Source organism: Mycobacterium talmoniae (assembly GCF_001854525.1).
Taxonomy (GTDB): domain Bacteria; phylum Actinomycetota; class Actinomycetes; order Mycobacteriales; family Mycobacteriaceae; genus Mycobacterium; species Mycobacterium talmoniae.
The window spans coordinates 1-21,408 of sequence record NZ_MLQM01000032.1 but is presented as its reverse complement, the minus strand read 5'-3'; the positions used below and the strand labels follow the sequence as shown (position 1 = coordinate 21,408).

Sequence of the window (21,408 nt, the reverse complement as noted above, 5' to 3'; positions counted from 1 at the left end):
ATCGTGCGATTCTGTGTCTGCTCGCGCGACGCGCCCCTCCGACGGCTAGGGCCCGGACCAGGGTTTGGCGCGCAGGAAACCGCCGGCGTCAACCCGGATCTGCTGACCGGTGACATACCGGGAGACGTCCGACGCCAAGAACAGCACCAATTCGCTGACGTCTTCGGGCTCGATGTAGGGAATCGGCATCACCTGCAACGCGGGGAAGGCGAGCTCGGCGTCGGCGCGCGACGGGTTGGGGAGGTCGGGCCGGAACGCCCGATACATCGGCCGGCTGTGCAGCATAGGGGTGTTGCAGTTCGTCGGGTGGATCGCGTTGACCCGAATATTGTTGGGCGCCAACGCCAACGCCAGGTCGTTGACGTAGTGCGCGACGACCTGTTTGGCGAAGCCGTAGCCCGCGCCGCCGGGCCCGGCGTCGATACCGCCGGTGTTCTGCGAGGCCAAAAACGCTGCCAGCGAACCGGTGGCGATGATCGACGCGCCGGCGTGCAGGTGTTTGAGGCTGGCGTGCACCAGGTTCAGCACCCCGATCAGGTCGACGTCGATGGCGTCGGCGAACGCCTGGGTGGGCCCGCCGGCGGTCAGCGGCGCGATGCCGGCGTTGGCGACCACCACGTCCAAATGCCCGAACTGGGCCACCCCCGCGTCGATCGCGGCCGCCAACGCGACCCGATCCCGGACATCGGCGATCGCGGTGAACGCGCTGCGGCCTTCCTTTTCCACCAGCCGCGCGGTCTCGTCCAGGTCTTCGGGCCGGGCCAGCGGATAGTCGTTGGTGGCGATGTCCTGGCACACGTCGACCGCGATGATGTCGGCGCCCTCGGCGGCGAGCATCCGGGCGTGTGACCGTCCCTGGCCGCGCGCCGCGCCGCTGATCACCGCCACCTTGCCCGCGACTTTGCCCATCGCCGGTCCTCTCCAGGCCTACGGACCGTAATCTAGTAAAGATAGAAAAGTAGCGGTTCCACCGTCAAGCGCCGCCCGGCTGGCCGCCGCCGCGAGCGTGCGCAAACGTACGCAAAACCGCGGCGAAACCCGGACATTTGTGCACGCTCGCGGCCAAAGTAGGCCTCACCGCTCGCGGCCGTGGCGCACCTGGTTGAACGGCACGCCGCGGTCGGCGGCGTATTCGCGGGGGAAGTTCAGCACCCGTTCGGCGATGACGTTGCGGGCCATCTCGGTGGACCCGCCGCCCAAACACACCGTCTGCCGGGACAGGTAGCGCAGCCCGGTCTCCAGGCCGTCGCCGGGTTCGCCGACCACCCCGGCGGTTCCGGCGATCGCCAGCGCGGTGTCGACGTCGGTGGTGACGGTCTCGGCGTGGAACAGCCGGATCAAGGTTCCGCCGGCCGGCGGCAAGGTGCCGTCTTGCACGCTGCGGGTGACGTGGTCGACCAGCTGGTCGCTGACCGCCCGGTGCACCAGCGCCCGTCCGGCCAGCGCCCGCACCCGCTCGTTGTCGGCCTGGCCGGTCTTTTCCGCCAGCGCCACATAGTCGACCGGTGTGGACCGGCCGCCCTCGCTGCCGGTGCCGCTGGCGAACTCCGAGCCCTGCCCCACCGCGCGGCGTTCGTGATACAGCTGCCGCGACGCCACCGCCCAGCCGTGGTCCACCTCCCCGACCACCGCGTCGTCGCCGACGTCGACGCCGTCGAGGAACTCCTCGCAAAACTCGGTGGACCCGTTGAGTTGGGTGATGCGCCGCAACGTGATTCCGGGATGGTTAATCGGCACCAGGAACATGGTCAGCCCCTCATGCTTGGGCACCTCCCAGTTGGTGCGGGCCAAACACAGCCCGTAGTCCGCGGCGAATGCGCTGGTGCTCCACGTCTTTGCCCCGGTGATTACCCAGCGGTCGCCGCGGCGCTCGGCCCGGGTGATCACCCCGGCCAGATCCGATCCGCCGCTGGGTTCGGACAACAACTGCACCAGCACCTCGTCGCCGCGCAACGCGGCATGAATGTGGCGCCGCTTTTGCTCCTCGCTGCCGGTGTCGAGCAGGGTGGCGCAGCAGATGGTGAACGTCGGGGTGTTGAGGATCAGCGGCATCTCATAGCTGAGGCTCGCGGCGTCGAAGGCGCGCTGATAGGGGTGGTCCAAGCCCAGCCCGCCGTACTCGCGGGGGAAGCAGATCCCGGCGAAACCGCCGTCGTACAGCCGTTTTTGCAGTTCCCGGGCGCGCTGCCAGCAGCGTTCGTCGTCCCGGTCGGCGACCGGCGGCGCGGCGGGATCGATGCGCGGCATGTTCTCCGCCAGCCAGGCTTTGGCCCGGGCCGCGAACTGCTCCACCGATTCGGTCATCGCACCGACCTCCCCGCTTCGGCGTCGGCATACACCCGCAGGTTGTGCTCCTCGGGGGTGCCGAACATGGAGCGGTACAACGTGACTCGGCGCAGATACAGGTGCAGGTCGTGCTCCCAGGTGACGCCGATACCGCCGTGCAGCTGGATGCAGTCCTGCACGATCGGCGTGGCCATCTCCCCCACATACGACTTGGCGACGCTGGCCGAGCGCCCGGCTTGTGGTGCGCGCGCGGCAATGTCGGCCACCGCGGCCGCGGTGGTGGCCCGGCAGGCCTCCAGCCACATCTTCATATCGGCGAAGCGGTGTTTGAGCGCCTGATACGACGCCAGCGGCCGGCCGAAGGTGTGCCGATCCCGAGCCCAGTCGACGGTGAAGCCGAACACCGTGTCCAAGACGCCGACCACCTCGGCGCACTGCAGCACCTGGGCGATCTGGCTTTGCCGCTCGATCAGCGCGGCGGTGTCGTCGACGCCGCCGACCGCCGCGGTGGGCTCGACGCTCACCCCGTCGAACTGCACCCGAGCGTACTGCTTGACCAGGTCGATGCACTGCTGCGGCTCGATCCGCACGCCCGGCGCGTTCGTCGGGACCAGGAATTGCCGCACCGCGCCGTCGCAGCGGGCCACCACCAACAGCACCTCGCTGTCGGCGCCCGCCTCGACCCGGTCCTTGACCCCGTCGATGCGGTAGCCGGCGGCGGTGCGGGTGGCGGTGACCGACGGCTCCAGCGGCGCCCAGCCGCGGCCCGGTTCGTAGACCGCCCAGGACGCCACCGTGTCGCCGGAAACCAGCGCACCGATAGTGGCGGCGTGCGGTTGCGGATCGGGGCCGCCGCACAGCCCGGCGAGCACGGTGCTGACCGGGTACAGCGGTCCGGGCGCCACCGTGGCGCCGATCCGCTCGGCGAGCATGGCCAGGTCCGCGACCCCGTTGCCCGAGACGCTGCCCCCGCCGAACTCCTCGGGCACCAGCAGACCGGTCCAGCCCAGTTCGGCGATGCGACGCCACCACTGCCGGTCGAAGGAGATCCCCGCGGCGTGCAGCGCCCGCACTTTGCTCAGCGGCGCCTCTTGCTGCAGAAACGCCTGCGCGGTCGAGGCGAAGAGTATGTTTTCGGGGGAATCGACGGCGGTCATGTTGCTGATCGGTCCTCATCGGAGTTCGAGTGTCTGCGATGCTAGCAACGAGCGATACCGTAAAAGATACCGGAGTGCAGTCGATAATGACGTTGACGAGCGTGGGCCTGCGTGGCTGAGGACGCCGAAGCGGCGGATACCGCGGAGCCCGAGGACGCCGCCGACACCGACGACCCCGAGGTTGCCGAGCCGGCACCCAAGCGCCGTCCGGCATGGGTGTCGACGGCGCTGACCGCCGCCGCGCTCGCCGTCATCTGCGGTTTGCTGGCGTCAAGCGCCTACCTGGGCTGGCACCACCACGCCGCCGCCCACCACCGGGCGCAGACGGCCGCGTTCGCCGCCGCCGCCAAGCAGGAACTGATCAACCTGACCTCGTTCAACTACACCCACGCCAAGGATGACGTGCAGCGGGTGCTCGACAACGCCACCGGGGAGTTCAAGGACGACTTCACCAAGCGGGCCGACGATTTCACCGCGGTGGTCGAGCAGTCCAAGGTGGTCACCGAGGGCACGGTGACCGCGGTCGCGGTGGAGTCGATGAGCACAGACGCCGCGGTGGTGCTGGTGTCGGCGACCTCGAACGTCACCAATGCCGCGGGCGCCCAAGAGGAGCCGCGGGCCTGGCGGATGCGGATGACGGTCACCCGCGACGGTGATCAGTACAAGGTGTCGAAGGTCGAGATGGTGTCGTGACCGGCCAGACGCAGCGCGAACCCCGCCGGCCGCTGTCGAGTCGGCGGATCGAGCTGAAAGTCGTTCCGACCGTGCTGATCGCGCTGCTGCTGGCGTCGGCCGGCCTGACGGCGTGGCTGTATTTCGGCTGGTACCGCACCGACCAACGCACCGACGAGGCCGTCGCGCACGCGGCGGTGCGGGCCGCCTCCGACGGCATGGTGGCGATCCTGTCCTTCTCCCCCGACACGGTCGACGCCGACGTCAACGCCGCCAAGTCGCATCTGACCGGCGACTTCCTGTCCTCCTACGACGACTACACCCGCAAGATCATCGCGCCGGCGGCCAAGGACAAGTCGGTGCACATCACCGCCGCGGTCGTCGGCGCGGCGGTCGCGGACTTGGATCCCGATTCGGCCACCGTGCTGGTCTTCGTCAATCAGACCACCACCAGCAAGGACAAGCCCGGCCCGTCGGTGGCGGCCAGCAGCGTGTTGGTGAGGTTGGCGAAGGTCGGCGACACCTGGCTGATCTCGAAGTTCGAACCGGCCTGACCCGCCGTCCCGGCACCGGATCACCCGAAAGGGGTGACACTGAATCGATAATTTGTAAAGCTAGGGGGCCAGCTGGTGACCGATGGCCGAGGAGCGGAACCGCGATGACCGACGTGCAAAGCGACACCGGGGTGTTAGCCGGCGAGGAGCGGATGCTCATCGACGGCGAGCTGCAGCACACCGCGACCGACGCCAAATTCGACGTCGTCCACCCGGCCAGCGAAGAGGTCGTCGGGCAGGCCACCGACGGCACCACCGCGGATATGGACCGGGCGGTCGCCGCCGCCCGGCGCGCGTTCGACACCACCGAGTGGTCGCGCGACGTGGCGTTCCGCTACCACTGCCTGACCCAGCTGCAGGAGGCGTTGACCCGAAACAAAGAGCGGCTGCGCCGGATTCTGGTGACCGAGGTGGGCTGCCCGATCTCTGTGACCGGCAGCCAGATTGAGGATCCGATCGCCGAAGTCGGGCATTGGGCCAACCACGGCAAGGACTTCGCGTACCTGGTCGACACCGGGGTACACCCCACCCAGCTGGGCCCGGCCCGCCGCAAGATCCATTACGACGCGGTCGGCGTGGTCGGGGCGATCACGCCGTGGAATGTGCCGCTGTACCTCAACATCGCCGAGACCGTCCCGGCGTTGATGGCCGGCAACACCGTGGTGCTCAAACCCGCGCAGCTCACCCCGTGGTCGGGCAGCGAGCTGGGCCGCATCGTGGCCGAGGAGACCGACATCCCCGCCGGGGTCTTCAACGTGGTGGTCTCCAACGCCAACGAGGTGGGGGCCGCGCTGGCCGCCGACCCGCGCGTCGACATGATCACCTTCACCGGGTCGACGGCCACCGGGCGCGCGATCCTGGCCGCCGGCGCGGCGACGGTGAAAAAGACGCTGCTGGAGTTGGGCGGCAAGTCTGCGCACATCGTGCTCGACGACGCCGATTTGGGTGCGGCGCTGCCGATGGCGGCGATGATGGCGTGCGTCATGAGCGGCCAAAGCTGCATTCTGCCCAGCCGGATCCTGTTGCCGCGCAGCCGCTACGACGAAGGCCTGGAGATCCTCAAGGCCAGCATGGAAGCCTTCCCGGTCGGCGATCCGTGGGATCCGGGCAAGATGCAGGGCCCGCAGATCAGCGAGACGCAACGCCAAAAGGTGCTGGGGCTCATCGCATCCGGGGTGGCGGCCGGTGCCACGGTCGTCACCGGCGGCGGCGTCCCCGAGCAGCTGCCCACCGGGTACTACGTGGCGCCGACGCTGCTGTCCGACGTCGACCCGGACGCCCGGATCGCGCAGGAGGAAATCTTCGGCCCGGTGCTGACCGTCACCGGCTACGACGGCGACGACGAGGCGATCGCGATCGCCAACAACTCCATCTACGGCCTGTCCGGTGAGGTGTCGTCGGTCGACGTCGACCGCGCGCTGGGCGTCGCGCAGCGGATGCGCACCGGCAATGTCACCATCAACGGCAAGTCGCATTTCGGGATCACCAGCCCGTTCGGTGGCACCAAACAAAGCGGGCTGGGCCGGCGCAACGGCGCCGAGGGTTTCCTGGAATACCTGGAATCCAAGACCATCGGGTTGCCCGAGTAACGCCGTGGACGTCCAGCGGATCGGCGACCAGCTGGCCATTGCGGCGTTGCTGGCCAGCTACGCCCGGGCGGTGGACACCAAGGACTGGGCCCTGTACCGGTCGGTGTTCACCGACGACGCCGTCATCGACTACACCTCGGCGGGGGCGATCGCCGGGCCCCGCGACGAGGTCGCCGACTGGCTGTCCGCCGGGTTCGCCGCGATCGAGATGAGCATGCACTACATCACCAATATCGAAAGCGAGGTCGACGGCGACACCGCGCGGGTGCGGGCGATGTTCTACAACCCGATGCAGCTGCCCGGCGTCGACGGGCTCAGCTACTGCGGCGGCTACTACCACCACCAGCTGGTGCGCACCGGCGACGGGTGGCGCAGCCGCAATCTGGTCGAAGAGAACGTCTGGTTTGTCAACGGGCCGGCCGGGTTATGAAGTTCTGGTCGGGCACCGCGTTCATGAAGACCGCGGAGGCGCCGCTGGTGGCGCGGCTGCTCGACGAGGCCGGCTTCGACGGCATCACCTGCTCGGATCATCTGATCTACCCGCGGGAGCTGACCTCGCCGTACCCGTCGCCCACCGGCAAACCGATGTGGTCCCCGGAGACGGCCTGGCCGGACTCCTGGGTGTTGATCGGCGCGATGGCCGCGGTGACCCGCCGGCTGCGGTTCACCAACGCCGTCTACATCGCCCCGGCCCGCCCGCTGCTGGAGGTGGCCAAGCAGGTGGCCACCGCGTCGGTGCTGTCCGGGGGCCGAGTCTCCCTGGCGGCCGGGATCGGCTGGATGCGTGAGGAATACGAGCTGTTGGGCCAGGATTTCGCGACGCGGGGCCGGCGGCTCGACGAGATGATCCCCGCGCTGCGCGCGCTGTGGCGCGGCGGCTGGGTGTCGTGGGACGGCGAGTATTACCAGGTTCCGGAGCTGATGATCGAGCCGCACCCCGAGGCGCCGGTGCCGATTTTGTGCGGCGGCGAGTCCGAGGCCGCGTTGCGGCGGGCCGCGCGCCGCTGCGACGGCTGGGTCGGCGCGGCCTACCCGTGGGATGAGGCGGTCGGTTATGTGACCCGGCTGCACGCGTTGCGGCGCGAATACGGCCGGGACCGCGAACCGTTCGAGATCATGCTGGCGTTGCGCGAAACGCCGTCCCCGGACTTGTTCAAGCGGGCCGAGGACATCGGTATCACGGCGGTGATGTGCAGTCCGTGGGCCGGGGCCGAGGACGTGCTGTCGGGCAAGCACCCCGAACGCTACCGCCCGCACATCGAACGGTTCGCCACCGACATCATCGCGAAAACACGGTAGGAGGTGGGCCGATGGGTAACCGGTTCGTCGCGGCGACGCTGATCGCCGGTGTGGCGTTCGCCGGCTCGGGCTGTTACGGGCCGTCCAAATCGCTGCCGCAGAAAACCGCGCGGATCACCGTGGACGGCAACAGCCGTACCTCCCACGCGATCTCGTGCACCCAGGTGCAGTCGTTGCTGACGGTGGAGATCGGGGTGGCGCCCGGACGGGTGCGGGCGCTGCTGGAGCTCGAGCCCGACAAGCCGATCCCGCAGACCGTCGACATCGACAATTTCAACGGGTTCCGCGGCGTGGCGAACGCGGGGGTCGGCAAAGCGCAGGCCACGTTCGGCGGCTCGACCTACACCATCACCGGCACCGCCGAAGGCACCGACCCCGATCACCCGGACCGGGCCAAGGCGGCCAGCTTCCAGATCGAAGCGCAGTGCTGAGCTAATCGGCCAGGATGCGCCACTCGGCGGCGTCGTGTTGCTGCCGCCAGAACTCGTCGAAACGTCCGCCGGCGGCGCGGAGTTCGTCGATGGTGCCGTCCTCCACGACCCGGCCGTCGTCGAAGAACAGCACCCGATCGGCGTGCCGGATGCTGGCCAGCCGGTGCGCGACGATCACCCGGGTGCGCGGCCGCAGGTCGGCGGTGAGCGCGTCGACGACCGCGGTCTCGTTCTCGGTGTCCAGCGCGCTGGTGGCCTCGTCGACCAGCAGCACCGGGGCGGGTTTGAGCAGCGCGCGGGCGATGCTGACCCGTTGGCGTTCGCCGCCGGACAGCGCCGCCCCGGCCTCGCCGACGACGGTGGCCTCCCCGTCGGGCAGCCGGCCGGTGAGTTCGTCGACCCGGGCCAGACCGACCGCACGGGCCATCGCGTCGTCGTCGGCGTCGCGGTCCCCCACCCGGATGTTGTCGCGGATGGTGCCGTCGAACAGGTAGGGGTGCTGGAACACCACACTGGTTGCCGCGCGCCGGGTTTCGGGGTCCAGGGTGACCGCGTCGACCCCGTCGATGAGGACGCGGCCGCCGGTCGGCTGGTGCAGGCCGGCGATCAGCGCCAAGATGGTGCTCTTGCCCGATCCCGACGGCCCGACGATCGCCGTGGTGCTGCCCGGCGCCAGGGCGAAGCTGACCTTATCGAGCACCGGGTCGCCGGCCGCGGCGTAGCGGAAGGAGACGTCGTCGAACTCGATGCGCGGGGCCGCGGCGCCGTGGGGCAGCGTGCCGGTGCCCGCCGTCACCGCCGGGGCGGACAGCACCGACCGGATCCGGTCCAGCGTGGCGCGGGTGGACTCCAGTGCCGGCGCCAACTCGCTGATGGTGGTGAACGGTTCCAGGTAGCGGGCCATCACCACGATCAGCGCGATCGCCTCGGCGACGGTCAGCGTGCCGGTCAGGGTCAACGCGGTGGTCGCCCCGGCGAGCAGGATCAGCGCCAGCTGGCTGGCCAGGCTGAACAGCAGCTGGCCGGGGATCTGCATGAGCAGCAACCGGATCGCCGCGCCGTGTTGGGCGTCCAGCGCGTCGCCGACCAGGCTGCGTTCCGGCTCGACGCGGCGGGCGGCCCGCAGCGCCTGCTGGGTGCGGGCGAACTCGATAATCCGTTCGGTCAGTGCGGTGTTGGCGTCGCCGGCGGCGGCGTCGGCGCGCCGCGCCAGCCCGGTGGAGGCCCACAACGCGCCCAGCATCAGCGGCACCCCGCCCAGGGCGGCCGCGCCGAGCTGCCAGGAAATCGGCAGCAGCGCCAGCGCGATGGCCGCCGGCAGCAGCACCGCGGCGATCAGCGGGGTGAGCAGGTTGACGACCAGGCTGACCAGTTCGGGGCCGGTGGCCGCGATCGCCTGCCGCGCGGCGGCGGTGCGTTCGGCAGTGAACCAGTCCAGCCGGACCCGGGGCAGCCGGTCGGCGACGTCGTGCTGGGTGTGGTCGAGCACCGCGAACCCCAGGTCGAAACCGATTCGGGCGGTGGCCATGTCGATCATCCAGCCGACGGCGGTCGCCACCGTCAGCCAGCCCAGCCACGCCAGCGCGTCGCGCGGGGTGTCGCCGAACAGCGCCCCCACCAACGGAACCAGCAGCACGGTGGCCCCCGCCCGGGTCGCCACCGACAGCAGGGTCAGCACCACGTAGCGGGCGACGTTGCCGCGCCGGTCGTGCGGGATCAGCCGCAGCAGGGTGGCGATCATGACAGCACCTCCGGGGCCGCGGCCACGGTGTGGCGTTGTCCGGTCTCCCACAACCGGCGGTAGCGCCCGCCCGCGGTGAGCAGCTCGTCGTGGCCGCCGCGCTCCACGATCCGGCCGTGATCGAGTACGACGATCTGGTCGGCGGCGGTGATGGTGTGCAGTCGGTGGGCGATCACCAGCACGGTGCGATCCTTGGTCAGTCGGTTAAGCGCTTGCTGCACCAGGTATTCCGATTCGGGGTCGGCGAAGGCGGTGGCCTCGTCGAGGATGAGCACCGGCGTGTCGGCCAGGATCGCGCGGGCGATGGTGAGCCGTTGGCGTTCCCCGCCGGACAGCGCGGTGCTGGCGCCCAGCACCGTGTCGTAGCCGTCCGGCAGCCGCAGCACCCGGTCGTGGATTTGCGCGTCGCGGGCGGCGGCCTGCACCTGCTCGAGGCTGGCGTCGGGCACCGCCAGCGCGATGTTGTCGCGCACGGTGCCGTGCACCAGCTGGGTGTCTTGCAGCACGAACCCGACCCGGCGGTACAGCTCGTCGGCGCTCAGTGACCGGATGTCGTGTCCGTCAACGCGGATCGCGCCGTGGTCGATGTCGTGGAACCGGGCCAGCAGCGCGGCCAGCGTCGACTTGCCGGACCCGGACGGGCCGACCAGCGCGGTGACGGTGCCGGGGCGCAGGGTCAGCGCCACATCGCTGATCACCGGGACCCCGGGCCGGTAGCCGAAGCTCACCTGGTCGAACTCCACCGTGCCGGACGGGTCGGCGCCGGGCTGGTGGTGCTGGATCGCGAGTTCGGGTTCGTCGAGGGTGATCTGCAGCCGGCGCGCCGCCAGCATGCCGGCCCGGATGCCGCCCAGGCCCAACCCGATGCCCAGCAGTCGGGCGCCGAAGGTGGTGCCCAGCAACAAGAACGGCAGCAGGTTCACCGGGTCCATCCGGTCGCCGACGATCAGCGCGGTGCCGACCACGGTGATCAGCCACAGGAACGTCGAGGGCCGGGTGACCAGGTCCATCAGCGTCTTCTTGCCGATGAACGGCCGCTGCCAGGCCACCAGGAACCCGATGTAGTCGTCGAGGCGGCGACGGAAGCTCGACGCGGCCGCACCCCCGAAGACGCGGATCACCGGTTGGCCCTCCAGGTAGGTGCCGGCCTCGGTGTTCATTTTCTCGGCCCACTTTTGCGCCTGGATGATGCGCGGCCCGGATTGCACCGTCATCGACGACATCAGCACCAAATAGACCAGCACCGGAGCGAACAGCACCAGCGCCACCCGCCAATCCACCACGAACAGGTAGACCAGCACCGCCACCGGGGCGATGACCGCGGCGACCGCATCCGGGATGGCGTGGGTGACCAGGTAGTGCAGCGACAGCGTGTCGTCTTGCACCAGCTGTTTGATCGAGCCGGATCCGCGGGCGGTGAACCAGCCCAGCGGCAGCCGGGATAGCTTGCGCAGCAGCCGAGATCGCAGGCCGCGGGCGAATCGGGCGTCGACCAGGTGCAGCCACAGGGTCAGGCTGGCGCCGAGCACGGTGCCCAACCCGAGCAGCGACACCGCCGCCAGACCCACCGTCCACAGCCGCGACTGGTCGGCGCCGGAGACCAGCAGCCGGGCCAGCTCGACCAGCAGCACGAACGGCGCCAGCTGCAGCAGCGTGATCACCGCCTGCAGCAGCCCGGACACGATCAGCGGTGCCCGCAGCGGACCCAGCAACCGGCCGGCGGCCTGCGCGCGCCAGGTGCCCGTCGACTCCGGTGGTGCGGCAACCGGTGTCGGCTCTTCCTCGGCCGGTGCGGCGGCCGTTTCCGGTTCTATGCCGCGCTGGGTGCCCATCGCCCGGCCGGCGGTCCAGTACGCCTGGGCGTGGATCTCCGATTTGGGGAACCCGAACTCGTCGCGCAGCCGGGCCCGCACGTGTTTGAGGGTGGCGGCCTCCGGGGTGGCCCACGCGTACCAGTTCGACCAGTCCCGGGTTTCGATCGCCGCCGCCAGCGAGGTGGCGTCGCGGCGGGGCACCCAGTGCAGCCGCAGCCGCGGATGCTGGGCGAGCGGGATCAGCGCATCGTGGTCGTCGTGTTGTTCGAGGTACAGCTCGATCGGCACGTCGTCCGGGACGGTGCCGATGATGCCGTTGATCCCGGGGATCGAGGCCGAATCGCCCAGCAGCAGATAGCCGGCGGGTTGCTCGTCGGGCACGTCGAAACGCGCCGAGCCCATCAGCGTCATCACCGCGATGGTGGTGCCGGGTTCGACGGTGCGCGCCCAGCGCGATGCCGGTCCGGCCGGTTCGTGCAGCACCATGTCCACCGCGAATTCGCCGGTGGCGGCGTCGCCCTCGGAAATGGTGTAGGCGCGCTGGAACTCGGTGTTCGAGCCGTCCGGGTCCGGGAACCAGAACCGCAGCCAGGCGGTGGGTTCCACGACCGCGTCCTCGAACAGGGTCGGCGACACCATCCGCACCCGCACGAAATGCGGGGCGACCTGGACGGTTTCGAGCACCGTCGCGGTGTGATCGCGCGCGCCGAAGCCGCGCAACATCACGCCCTGCAGTCCGCGGGCCATCAGCGGGTCCCTCCGGTGAGGTCGGCGACCACGTCGACGATCGGGCGGTCCGGCGGGATGGCGGCGACCAGCCCGCGGATCGACGCGATCAACAGCAGCCGGCGGAACTCGTCGCCGGGCAGCTGCGGCAGCGCGGCGCGGGTCGGCCCCAGGGTGCCGTCGGCGGCCAGCCGGTCGGCCGCGGCGTCCCGCTCCACCGCGAACCCGCCCGCGTCGTCGCCGCCGGTGGCTTCGGCGGTGTCGTCGTCGCGGGCGGCCAGGCTGATCGCCAGCGTGGCGACCGCGCTGGCCAACACCACCGCCGCGTCGGCGGGGTAGCCGCGCCGCCCGAGCGCGTCGACCTCGTCGGCCAACAGCCGGGCGCCGGCCTCGCCGCGCGGAAACAGCACCTGCAGATAGGACGCCAGCCCGGGGTGGGCGGCGGCGAATTCGCATAGCTGCAGCCCGAAGCCCAGCAGGTGCTGTTCGGTGTCGGCGTCGGGGTCGTCGCGCAGGTCGAGTTCGGCGAGCAGGCTTTCGCCGACCAGGCGTTCCAGCTCCCACCGGCCTTCGACGTGCCGGTACAGCGCGGTCGCCGAGACGCCGAGCCGCGCCGCGACGGCGTTGACGCTGAGCCGGCGCATGCCCAGCTCGCGTCCGGCCCGCACGATGTCGTCCACCGCGATGAGCGGCGGTCGCCCGCCTACCCGTGCCGCAACGGTCTGCATTCCCACACCACCTCGAGTAAGTTACCCCCACAAACTAAGGGTGACCTTACCCGTAGTCAACCGCTACGTGGCTGGCGCCTTGGCGCTCACCGTGCGGGGCACTCGGTTAACGCCGCACGAATCTGCACTGCGGCCAGGATTCGACCCGGCCGGCATCAATCGGTTGGCCGACGAACTCGACGACCCGACGATCGTCGCCGCCAACGGCCGGTCAAGTGATCATCCCCGACGTCAATCTCCTGCTCTACGCGGTCATTACCCGCTTCCCGCAACAGCAGCGCGCGCATCGGTGGCGGGAAGACACCCTCAACAGCACCACCGCCGTCGTGAGTGGCTGGCTCAGCAGGCAACCTGACCACCGATGTCCAGATTGCCGCTTGCGCAATGGAACACAACGGCGAAGTCAATTCCGACGACACCGATTTCGGCCGATTCCCCAACCTGCGGTGGACTGATCCGCTGCGCGATTAGCTACGTACGAAGTGGGTGGTGCGGGCGGAGGGACTCGAACCCTCATGCTCTTTCGAGCACGGCCACCTAAAGACCGCGTGTAAGCCAATTCCACCACGCCCGCAAGCCCACCGATCGTACCGCCTCGATCAGTCGGCGAATCATGTCGGTGGCCCGGCCTAGGTTGAGATACAACGGCCGAAAGGCAGGCCCATGCGTTCCGCGGAGGAATTCGAGGCTGTTCAGAGACTGATCGCCGAGGGCGTTAACGACTGCGCCATCGCACGACAGACCGGTATTCCCCGACCGACAGTGCGTGACTGGCGATGTCGGCCGCAGGTGCTAGCGAGGGACGGCCGCACGTCGCCCTGCAACGGACATGACTTCGCTGCCCTGCCGGTAACTGCATACTGCTACCTGCTCGGCCTCTACCTAGGTGATGGGTGCATTTCCCGATATCCCAGAGCCTGGCGCCTCAGGGTCACCCTGGACGTCAAGTATCCGGGGATCATCAACCGCTGCCGCGAGGCGATAGATGCGCTGTTTCCGGCGCAGCACGCGTCAGTCTGTGTGCATGGCCGTGGATGCGTCGACGTCTCGCTGTACTCCAAGCACTGGCCATGCCTGTTCCCGCAGCACGGCCCCGGCAAGAAGCACACCAGACCGATCCGCTTGGAGCCGTGGCAGGACGCGTTGGTCAGCCAGGCGACCGAGGAATTCATTCGCGGCCTGATCGATAGCGACGGGTGCCGCGTGGTCGCCAATGATCGCGGTGTGCGCAGCGTCCGCTACCACTTCTCCAACCGGTCCGACGACATCCGCGGGCTGTTCTGCGCGGCACTGGACGCGCTCGGCATTCCGTGGACCCGGAACAGCACCTACCAGATCGCCGTCTACCGCAAGGCAGCCACCGCGCGCCTCGACGAGTTCGTCGGGCCCAAGGCGTGAGCGGTACCGTCAAGGGGTGCCCACTACACGGCGTCGGAGACCAGCGCTCGTCGCGCTGGTGATCGTCGCTGCCTGCGGCTGCCTGGCCCTGGGCTGGTGGCAGTGGACCCGGTTCGAGTCGGTGTCGGGCACCTACCAGAACCTGGGCTACGCGCTGCAGTGGCCGCTGTTCGCCGGGTTCTGCGTCTACGCCTACCGCAAGTTCGTCCGCTACGAGGAGGCCCCGCCGGAGCCGACGAAAGGCGTGACCGAAATCCCCGCCGGCCTCCTCCCGGAGCGGCCGACACCCGCCGCCGAGGCGCCCGATGACCCGGCGTTGCGCCAGTACAACGCCTACCTGGCCGAACTCGCCAAATCCGATGAACGACAGAACAGGACCACCGCATGAGCACACCCGAGACCCCCACCCCCGCCAAAGCCATCGCGCCGGCGGACAAGATCCGGACCGCGCTGCTGGGCTACCGGGTGATGGCGTGGGCGACCGGTTTGTGGCTGATCGCGCTGTGCTACGAGCTGGTGCTGCACTACGTCGTCCAGGTGGAGAACCCGCCCAGCTGGATCGGGGTGGTGCACGGCTGGGTGTACTTCGTCTACCTGCTGCTCACCCTCAACCTGGCGGTCAAGGTCCGCTGGCCGCTCGGCAAAGCCGTTGGGGTGCTGCTGGCCGGCACCATCCCGCTGCTCGGCATCATCGTCGAGCACTTCCAGACCAAGCAGATCAAGGCGGCGTTCGACCTGTAGCCCGACTTGGCTCACGATTGGCGCTTTGGACTGACTTTGCCGACAGCCACACCGGTCACACCAGCACCGTGTCTCGGCCATGACACGCTTACGGAATCGGATGTCGTATGCGATACCACCAGTCGCGGCGGCCCGATCGGTGGTTCGGCGACGCGTTCTGCGGGGCCGCCTCGAACAGCGCAACGCGTACAAGACCCGGGTTGATATCAGCGACGATATCCAATTCGAGCACGCACTATCCCTTCAGACAGGGACTGGTGATGCACGTGTGAACCATGAGGGCACACCAAATTGAGCCAACTCGGGTGCACAGTCGGCGCGCGAGAAAGGCACGATCAGGCCAGCGCCCGCAGCGCAGGCAGCAGCAGCGCCAACGCCCGGCCGCGATGCGACACCGCGTCCTTCTCCGCCGGCGACAGCTCCGCGGCGGTGCGATCACAGCCGTCCGGGACGAACACCGGGTCGTAGCCGAAGCCGCCGTCGCCGCGCGGCGCCCGCGCGATGCGGCCCGGCCACTCGCCGCGCACGACCACCTCGCCAGAACCCGAAGACACCAGCGCGCACGCCGACACGAACGCCGCACCGCGCCGCTCGTCGGGCACGTCGCTGAGTTGCGCCAGCAGCAACGCGGTGTTGGCGGCGTCGTCGCCGTGCACCCCCGACCAGCGCGCCGACAACACCCCGGGCATGCCGTTCAACGCATCGACCGCCAGCCCGGAATCGTCGGCCACACACGCCAGCCCCGTCGCGGCGTACCCGTCGCGGGCCTTGGCCAGCGCGTTGTCCTCGAAGGTGGCCCCGGTCTCGGGCGCCTCGTCGAACGGCGGCACGTCGTCCAGCGACAGCAGCGTCACCCCGGACAGCCCGGCACCGTCGAGCACCCGGCGCAGCTCGGCCAGCTTCTTACGGTTGCGGCTGGCGACCAACAGGGAGGTCAGGTTCCGAACGCTTTCTTCGGCTCCGGCCCCTCGGGCAGCACACCCGGATACGGCAGCTCCAACGCCTGCCGCTGCACGGCGAACAGCTGCTCGCAGCCGGCCAGCGCGGCGTCGAGCATCTTGTCCAGGGTGGAGCGCGGGAAGGTCGCGCCCTCCCCGGTGCCCTGGATCTCCACCAGGGTGCCGGTGTCGGTGGCCACCACGTTCATGTCGACCTCGGCGCGGGCGTCTTCCTCGTAGGGCAGGTCCACCCGGACCCGGCCGTCGACCACGCCGACGCTGACCGCCGCGATCGCACACGACAGCGGGCGCGGATCGGACAGCTTGCCGGCCGCGGCCAGGTAGGCCACCGCGTCGGCCAACGCCACATAGGCGCCGGTGATCGCCGCGGTGCGGGTGCCGCCGTCGGCCTGCAGCACATCGCAGTCCACCGCGATGGTGTTCTCCCCCAGCGCGGCCAAATCGATGCAGGCCCGCAGCGACCGGCCCACCAGCCGGCTGATCTCCTGGGTGCGCCCGCCGACCCGACCCTTGACCGACTCCCGGTCCGACCGGGTGTGGGTGGCCGCCGGCAGCATCGCGTACTCGGCGGTGAGCCAGCCCAGCCCGGATCCCTTGCGCCAGCGCGGCACCCCTTCGGTGACGCTGGCCGTGCACATCACCCGGGTCTGGCCGAATTCGACCAGCACCGAGCCGGCCGGGTGGGAGGTGAAACCGCGGGTGATCGTCACCGGGCGCAGCTCGTCGTCGAGGCGGCCGTCTTCTCGTTTGGACACGCGCCAACCCTAGCCGGTGCGGCTGCGGCTGCGGGGCGCGCCGGGCAGCGGCGTCGACTGAAATAGACGTCTAAATTTGCAAAACCCCCGATTCTGGGGGCTATACCTCAATCCAGACGTCGATCTCAGCAGCGACGGCCGCGGCAAGCAGATCTAGCGCCCGACCTCGATCGTCTCGCCGCACACCACGGCGTGCACCGGGCCGTCGAATTCGGCCTTGGCCTCGCTGATCACGTCCTCCCGCGATGTCCACGGCGGGATGTGGGTGAGCAGCAGCTCGCGGACCCCCGCCGCGGCCGCGGCGCGCCCGGCCTCGGTGCCCGACATGTGCAGCCGCGGCGGCCGCTCCGGGGAATGCGTCCAGGAGGCTTCGCACAAAAATACGTCGGCGTCGCGGGCCAGCTCGATCAGCGCCTCGCAGTAGCCGGTGTCGCCGCTGTAGACCAGCGCCGCGCCGGACGGATCGGTGACCCGCAGCCCGTAGGACTCGGTGGGGTGCGACACCTGGCGCGGCAGCACCGTCAACGCGCCCAGCGTCACCGGTTCACCGTCGACCCAGTGCCGGATGTCGAAGATGTCGGAGGCGTCGTCGATCTCGCCGCCGTACGGCGACGACGCCGCGCCCAGCCGCGACCAGGTGTCGCTGGGGCCGTACATCAACGCCTTGCCGACCGGCGGCGACGGGTGATAGCGCCGCCACACGAACAGCCCGGGCAGATCCAGGCAGTGGTCGGCGTGCAGGTGCGACAACAGCACGTGCACCGACCCGGGATCGATGTGCCGCTGCAGCGTGCCCAACACCCCGCCCCCGAAATCGACCACCAGCGGCGGCGTGTCCGGCGCCCGCAGCAGATACCCCGATGCCGGCGAGTCCGGGCCGACAACGCTGCCGGAACAGCCGAGCACGGTGAGTCGCACGGACACTACTGTGCCATGCCCAACGACGCGATGACGCAGACATGGCGGCTTTGTGCCCTATTCATCGCGCGAATCACTCGCGGGCGCCGGCGTGACGGCGGGCGGATTGGACCCCGGTTATGACCGGACCCAAAAAACGCGCCGCCAACGCGGTGAACGCCTCCGGGTCGCCGGTGGCCTCGAACAGCCGGGTGGCCGGCGCGGTCTCGTGCGGGCGCAGCAGGTCGGCTTCGGTGAGCACCCGCAGCAGTTCCTTGGCGGTCTCCTCGGCGCTGGACACCAGCGTGACGTGTTCGCCCATCGCCAACTGGATCAGCCCGGACAGCAGCGGGTAGTGGGTGCAGCCCAGCACCAGGGTGTCCACCCCGGCCCGCTGCAGCGGCTCCAGGTAGCCCTCGGCCAGGCCCAGCACTTGGCGGCCGCTGGTGACGCCGCGTTCGACGAAGTCGACGAACCGCGGGCAGGCCACCGCGGTGATCTGGGTGTCGCGGGCGGCGGCGAACGCGTCCTGATAGGCGTGGCTGGTGATGGTGGCTTGGGTGCCGATCACCCCGATGCGCCCGTTGCGGGTGGCGGCCACCGCGCGCCGCACCGCCGGCAGGATCACCTCCACCACCGGCACGTCGTAGCGTTCGCGGGCGTCGCGCAGGCACGCCGAGGACGCGGTGTTGCAGGCGATCACCAGCGCCTTGACGCCGCGGTCGACCAGGTTGTCGCCGATGGCCAGGGCGTGCGCCCGGATCTCGGGGATGGTCAGCGGGCCGTACGGGCCGTTGCCGGTGTCGCCAACGTAGATGACGTCCTCGTCGGGCAGCTGGTCGATGATCGCCCGGGCCACGGTCAGCCCGCCGACGCCGGAATCGAAAATCCCGACGGGTGCCAACCGCGCGCTCATGCCGCGGGCGTTCTGGACTTGTTCCGGGCGCGGGCCTTGCGTTCCGGCCCGGACAGCAGGTAGGCCGCCAGCACCCCGGCGGCCGCCCCGCACAGATGCCCCTGCCAGGACACCCCGTGGCACTTGTCCAGCACCGGCACCGCGCCGACCAGGATGCCGCCGTAGGCGAACAGCACCACCAGCCCGGTGATGATGTCCCACACCCGCCGGATCAGCCAGCCGAACACGATCAGAAACGCCAGGTAGCCGAAGATCAGGCCGGAGGCCCCGATGTGGTCGGATTCGAACCGGCAGGCGCCGACGTTGCCGATCAGCCAGGTGCCGAACCCGCCGACAATCCACACGATCGCGGTGGCCCACAGGAACCGGGACAGCCCGGCCAGCGTCATCAAAAACCCCAGCACCAGCAGCGGGAAGGTGTTGGAGATCAGGTGCGACCAGTCGGCGTGCAGCAGCGGCGCGAACAGGATGCCCCACAGCCCGTCGGCCTCCAGCGGCCGGATGCCGTTGACATCCAGGTGGTGGCCGGTCAGCTGGTCGACGAGCTCGATGACGTAGAGCAGCGCGACGAAGCTGAGGATGGTCGCCCCGCCGATCTGCCAGGCCGGCGGCTTGGTCGGCGACGACGCCGGGGTCGCCGGCTGGCTCACGCCCATAGCTGCCCTTCCAGCGCGTCTTCGGCGTCGTCCAGGCTACCGGCGTAGGCCCCGGTGGACAGGTATTTCCAGCCCGCGTCGGCGACCACGAAGGCGATGTCGGCGCGCTGTCCGGCCTTGATCGCCTTGCTCGCCTGCCCCAACGCGGCGTGCAGCACCGCCCCGGTGGAAATGCCGGCGAAGATGCCCTCGGTCGCCACCAGCTCCCGGGTGCGCCGCACCGCGTCGGCGGCGCCCACCGAATACCGGGTGGTCAACACCGTCGGGTCGTACAGCTCGGGGATGAAGCCCTCGTCGATGTTGCGCAGCGCGTAGACGCCCTCGCCGTAGCGGGGTTCGGCGGCCACGATCTGCACGTCGGGCACCTGCTCGCGCAGGTAGCGCCCGGTGCCCATCAGGGTGCCGGTGGTGCCCAACCCGGCGACGAAGTGGGTGATCTCGGGCAGGTCGCGCAATAGCTCCGGGCCGGTGCCGTAGTAGTGCGCGTCGGTGTTGGCCGGGTTGCCGTACTGGTAGAGCATCACCCAGTCCGGGTTGGCGGCGGCCAGCTCCTTGGCCTGCGCGACCGCGGTGTTCGACCCGCCCTCGGCCGGGGAGAAGATGATCCGCGCGCCGTAGAGCTCCAGGATCTGCCGGCGTTCGATCGAGGTGTTCTCCGGCATCACGCAGATCATCCGGTAGCCCTTGAGCCGGGCCGCCATCGCCAGCGAGATGCCGGTGTTGCCGCTGGTGGGTTCCAGGATCGTCGCCCCGGGGGTCAGCACCCCGTCGGCCTCGGCCTGCTCGATCATCCGCAGCGCCGGGCGGTCCTTGATCGAGCCGGTCGGGTTGCGGTCCTCGAGCTTGGCCCACAGCCGGGCGTGCGGTTCCTCGTCCCAGCGCGGCGACAGCCGCGGCAGCCCGACCAGCGGGGTGTCGCCGAGGGCGCCCAGCAGCGAGTCGTACCGGGCCACTAGCCACCCGCCACGGCGGGCAGGATGGTCACCGTGTCGCCGTCGGCGATCGCGGTGTCCAGGCCGCCGGAGAACCGCACGTCCTCGTCGTTGACGTAGATGTTGACGAACCGGTGCAGTTTGCCGTCGTCGACCAGCCGCTGCGCGATCCCGCTGTAGTTGGCCTCCAGGTCGGTGATCACCGCGCCCAGCGTGTCACCGGTGGCGGTGACGCGTTTCTCGCCGCCGGTGTGCGGGCGCAGGATGGTGGGGATGGACACGGTGACGCTCATGCGGGCTCCTCATAGCTCTCGACGATGCGGACGGGTTCTTCGGTGACGACGCCGTCGACGATGCGGTAGCTGCGCAGCTCGTGGCTGTCGGGGTCGCGGGTGGACACCAGCACGTAGTGGGCGTCGGGTTCGGCGGCCAGGCTCACGTCGGTGCGGCTCGGGTAGGCCTCGGTCGCGGTGTGCGAGTGGTAGATGACGACCGGCGCCTCGTCGGCCTCGTCCATCGCCCGCCACACCCGCAGCTGCTCGGCCGAATCGAACCGGTAGAACGTCGGCGAGCGTTCGGCGTTGAGCATGGCGATGTGCCGCTGCGGGCGGTCGCTGCCGTCCGGGCCGGCCAGCACCCCGCACGCTTCGTCGGGATGGTCGGCGCGGGCGTGGGCGACCATCGCGTCGACCAGGTCGGCACGAATCACCAGCACGTCAACGGCTCCTTTACTCGAATGCTCCGGGCAACAGGTCGCGGTAGGTCGGTATTCCGGCCACCGGCTGCGCGGCCAGCACCCCGACCAGCACGGCGCGGGCCACGCAGTCCGCGGCGGCCGCGCCCACCGCGGTCACCAACGCGGTCTCCGGGGACAGCCCGGCGGGCGTGTCGGCCGCCGGCGCCACCTCGACCGCACCGGTCGCCAGCGCAAACACCGTATCGCCATCCAGCGGCGTGTGCGCGGGCCGGATGGTGCGGGCCAGCCCGTCCTGGGCGGCGATCGCCACCCGCCGGCACCCGGCCGGAGACAGCGCGGCGTCGGTGGCGACCACCCCGATCGTGGTGTTCAGCGGGCTGCGGGCGGCGTCCAGTTCGGCCAGCGCGGCGATCTGCGGCGGCGGCGGGCGGCGCAGCCCGAACTCGTCGATCAGGTAGGC

25 protein-coding genes and 1 tRNA gene are annotated in these 21,408 nt (G+C 70.0%); 9 read left to right on the top strand and 17 right to left on the bottom strand.

The features are described 5' to 3' along the window. Positions 1 to 45: 45 nt before the first annotated feature. The 3 genes from BKN37_RS08740 to BKN37_RS08730 all read right to left on the bottom strand — a co-directional run bounded on the left by BKN37_RS08740 (position 46) and on the right by BKN37_RS08730 (position 3,443). Positions 46 to 909: a mycofactocin-coupled SDR family oxidoreductase gene (locus BKN37_RS08740; protein WP_071024513.1), complete on the bottom strand. Its 864-nt coding sequence runs from the start codon at positions 907 to 909 to the stop codon at positions 46 to 48. A gap of 165 nt (positions 910 to 1,074) precedes the next feature. Then, positions 1,075 to 2,304 (bottom strand): acyl-CoA dehydrogenase family protein, encoded by a 1,230-nt coding sequence (locus tag BKN37_RS08735; protein WP_071024511.1) that lies wholly within the window; start codon positions 2,302 to 2,304, stop codon positions 1,075 to 1,077. Then, positions 2,301 to 3,443 carry an acyl-CoA dehydrogenase family protein gene (locus BKN37_RS08730; RefSeq protein ID WP_071024508.1) on the bottom strand — a complete coding sequence of 381 codons (1,143 nt, stop codon included), beginning with the start codon at positions 3,441 to 3,443 and terminating at the stop codon, positions 2,301 to 2,303. Before BKN37_RS08730 ends, BKN37_RS08735 begins: the two co-directional genes overlap by 4 nt. Before the next feature lie 111 nt (positions 3,444 to 3,554). Between BKN37_RS08730 and BKN37_RS08725 the strand changes: the two genes are divergently transcribed. From BKN37_RS08725 to BKN37_RS08700, 6 genes are all read left to right on the top strand, one after another. After that, entirely contained in the window at positions 3,555 to 4,136 is a 582-nt protein-coding gene (locus BKN37_RS08725) for a hypothetical protein (protein ID WP_071024506.1), read from the top strand. Continuing rightward, complete coding sequence (locus tag BKN37_RS08720) at positions 4,133 to 4,669, top strand: hypothetical protein (RefSeq protein WP_071024504.1); 537 nt, start codon at positions 4,133 to 4,135, stop codon at positions 4,667 to 4,669. Before BKN37_RS08725 ends, BKN37_RS08720 begins: the two co-directional genes overlap by 4 nt. Positions 4,670 to 4,773: 104 nt before the next feature. Further along, entirely contained in the window at positions 4,774 to 6,258 is a 1,485-nt protein-coding gene (locus BKN37_RS08715; protein WP_071024501.1) for an aldehyde dehydrogenase family protein, read from the top strand. A 4-nt stretch (positions 6,259 to 6,262) separates the two neighbouring features. Beyond that, positions 6,263 to 6,688, top strand: a complete 426-nt coding sequence (locus BKN37_RS08710; RefSeq protein WP_071024498.1) for a nuclear transport factor 2 family protein — start codon at positions 6,263 to 6,265, stop codon at positions 6,686 to 6,688. Continuing rightward, on the top strand, positions 6,685 to 7,557 hold the full coding sequence (locus tag BKN37_RS08705; RefSeq protein ID WP_071024496.1) for a TIGR03619 family F420-dependent LLM class oxidoreductase: 873 nt from the start codon (positions 6,685 to 6,687) through the stop codon (positions 7,555 to 7,557). The genes BKN37_RS08710 and BKN37_RS08705 overlap by 4 nt, the downstream gene beginning before the upstream one ends. Positions 7,558 to 7,568: 11 nt before the next feature. Continuing rightward, entirely contained in the window at positions 7,569 to 7,988 is a 420-nt protein-coding gene (locus tag BKN37_RS08700; RefSeq protein WP_083341674.1) for a lipoprotein LpqH, read from the top strand. A gap of 1 nt (position 7,989) precedes the next feature. Here BKN37_RS08700 and BKN37_RS08695 read toward each other — a convergent pair whose 3' ends face one another. The 4 genes from BKN37_RS08695 to BKN37_RS08680 all read right to left on the bottom strand — a co-directional run bounded on the left by BKN37_RS08695 (position 7,990) and on the right by BKN37_RS08680 (position 13,571). Further along, on the bottom strand, positions 7,990 to 9,729 hold the full coding sequence (locus BKN37_RS08695; RefSeq protein ID WP_071024494.1) for an ABC transporter ATP-binding protein: 1,740 nt from the start codon (positions 9,727 to 9,729) through the stop codon (positions 7,990 to 7,992). Then, entirely contained in the window at positions 9,726 to 12,290 is a 2,565-nt protein-coding gene (locus tag BKN37_RS08690; RefSeq protein ID WP_071024491.1) for an ABC transporter ATP-binding protein/permease, read from the bottom strand. Before BKN37_RS08690 ends, BKN37_RS08695 begins: the two co-directional genes overlap by 4 nt. Then, positions 12,290 to 12,997, bottom strand: coding sequence for a TetR/AcrR family transcriptional regulator (locus BKN37_RS08685; RefSeq protein ID WP_095407028.1), 708 nt, complete (start codon positions 12,995 to 12,997; stop codon positions 12,290 to 12,292). The genes BKN37_RS08690 and BKN37_RS08685 overlap by 1 nt, the downstream gene beginning before the upstream one ends. Before the next feature lie 487 nt (positions 12,998 to 13,484). Then, positions 13,485 to 13,571, bottom strand: a tRNA-Leu gene (locus tag BKN37_RS08680). Between the two features lie 89 nt (positions 13,572 to 13,660). Between BKN37_RS08680 and BKN37_RS08675 the strand changes: the two genes are divergently transcribed. From BKN37_RS08675 to BKN37_RS08665, 3 genes are read left to right on the top strand one after another with little or no spacing between them, the layout of a single operon-like run. Further along, positions 13,661 to 14,395 (top strand): helix-turn-helix domain-containing protein, encoded by a 735-nt coding sequence (locus tag BKN37_RS08675; RefSeq protein ID WP_071024487.1) that lies wholly within the window; start codon positions 13,661 to 13,663, stop codon positions 14,393 to 14,395. 16 nt (positions 14,396 to 14,411) lie between these two features. Then, positions 14,412 to 14,783, top strand: coding sequence for a hypothetical protein (locus BKN37_RS08670; protein WP_071024484.1), 372 nt, complete (start codon positions 14,412 to 14,414; stop codon positions 14,781 to 14,783). Beyond that, complete coding sequence (locus tag BKN37_RS08665) at positions 14,780 to 15,136, top strand: DUF3817 domain-containing protein (protein WP_071024482.1); 357 nt, start codon at positions 14,780 to 14,782, stop codon at positions 15,134 to 15,136. Before BKN37_RS08670 ends, BKN37_RS08665 begins: the two co-directional genes overlap by 4 nt. Before the next feature lie 88 nt (positions 15,137 to 15,224). Here the strand turns inward: BKN37_RS08665 and BKN37_RS29095 are convergent, their stop codons facing one another. From BKN37_RS29095 to BKN37_RS08620, 10 genes are all read right to left on the bottom strand, one after another. After that, complete coding sequence (locus BKN37_RS29095) at positions 15,225 to 15,368, bottom strand: hypothetical protein (RefSeq protein WP_158260330.1); 144 nt, start codon at positions 15,366 to 15,368, stop codon at positions 15,225 to 15,227. A 103-nt stretch (positions 15,369 to 15,471) separates the two neighbouring features. Next, entirely contained in the window at positions 15,472 to 16,074 is a 603-nt protein-coding gene (gene rdgB, locus BKN37_RS08660; RefSeq protein ID WP_071024540.1) for an RdgB/HAM1 family non-canonical purine NTP pyrophosphatase, read from the bottom strand. Beyond that, positions 16,071 to 16,850: a ribonuclease PH gene (rph, locus tag BKN37_RS08655; RefSeq protein WP_071024479.1), complete on the bottom strand. Its 780-nt coding sequence runs from the start codon at positions 16,848 to 16,850 to the stop codon at positions 16,071 to 16,073. Before rph ends, rdgB begins: the two co-directional genes overlap by 4 nt. A gap of 153 nt (positions 16,851 to 17,003) precedes the next feature. Continuing rightward, on the bottom strand, positions 17,004 to 17,774 hold the full coding sequence (locus BKN37_RS08650; protein WP_071024477.1) for a cyclic nucleotide-degrading phosphodiesterase: 771 nt from the start codon (positions 17,772 to 17,774) through the stop codon (positions 17,004 to 17,006). Positions 17,775 to 17,841: 67 nt separating this feature from the next. Beyond that, positions 17,842 to 18,663, bottom strand: coding sequence for a glutamate racemase (murI, locus tag BKN37_RS08645; RefSeq protein WP_071024475.1), 822 nt, complete (start codon positions 18,661 to 18,663; stop codon positions 17,842 to 17,844). Further along, positions 18,660 to 19,319, bottom strand: coding sequence for a rhomboid family intramembrane serine protease (locus BKN37_RS08640; RefSeq protein WP_071024472.1), 660 nt, complete (start codon positions 19,317 to 19,319; stop codon positions 18,660 to 18,662). Before BKN37_RS08640 ends, murI begins: the two co-directional genes overlap by 4 nt. Continuing rightward, positions 19,310 to 20,272, bottom strand: coding sequence for a cysteine synthase (locus BKN37_RS08635; RefSeq protein ID WP_071024470.1), 963 nt, complete (start codon positions 20,270 to 20,272; stop codon positions 19,310 to 19,312). The genes BKN37_RS08640 and BKN37_RS08635 overlap by 10 nt, the downstream gene beginning before the upstream one ends. Continuing rightward, the gene (locus tag BKN37_RS08630; RefSeq protein WP_071024467.1) at positions 20,272 to 20,544 is read right to left on the bottom strand and encodes a MoaD/ThiS family protein; all 273 of its coding nucleotides are present in this window, start codon (positions 20,542 to 20,544) and stop codon (positions 20,272 to 20,274) included. The genes BKN37_RS08635 and BKN37_RS08630 overlap by 1 nt, the downstream gene beginning before the upstream one ends. Further along, positions 20,541 to 20,966, bottom strand: a complete 426-nt coding sequence (locus tag BKN37_RS08625) for a M67 family metallopeptidase (RefSeq protein WP_071024464.1) — start codon at positions 20,964 to 20,966, stop codon at positions 20,541 to 20,543. The genes BKN37_RS08630 and BKN37_RS08625 overlap by 4 nt, the downstream gene beginning before the upstream one ends. Before the next feature lie 13 nt (positions 20,967 to 20,979). Continuing rightward, a partial coding sequence (locus tag BKN37_RS08620) for a P1 family peptidase (RefSeq protein WP_207547220.1) occupies positions 20,980 to 21,408 on the bottom strand: 429 nt, incomplete at its 5' end.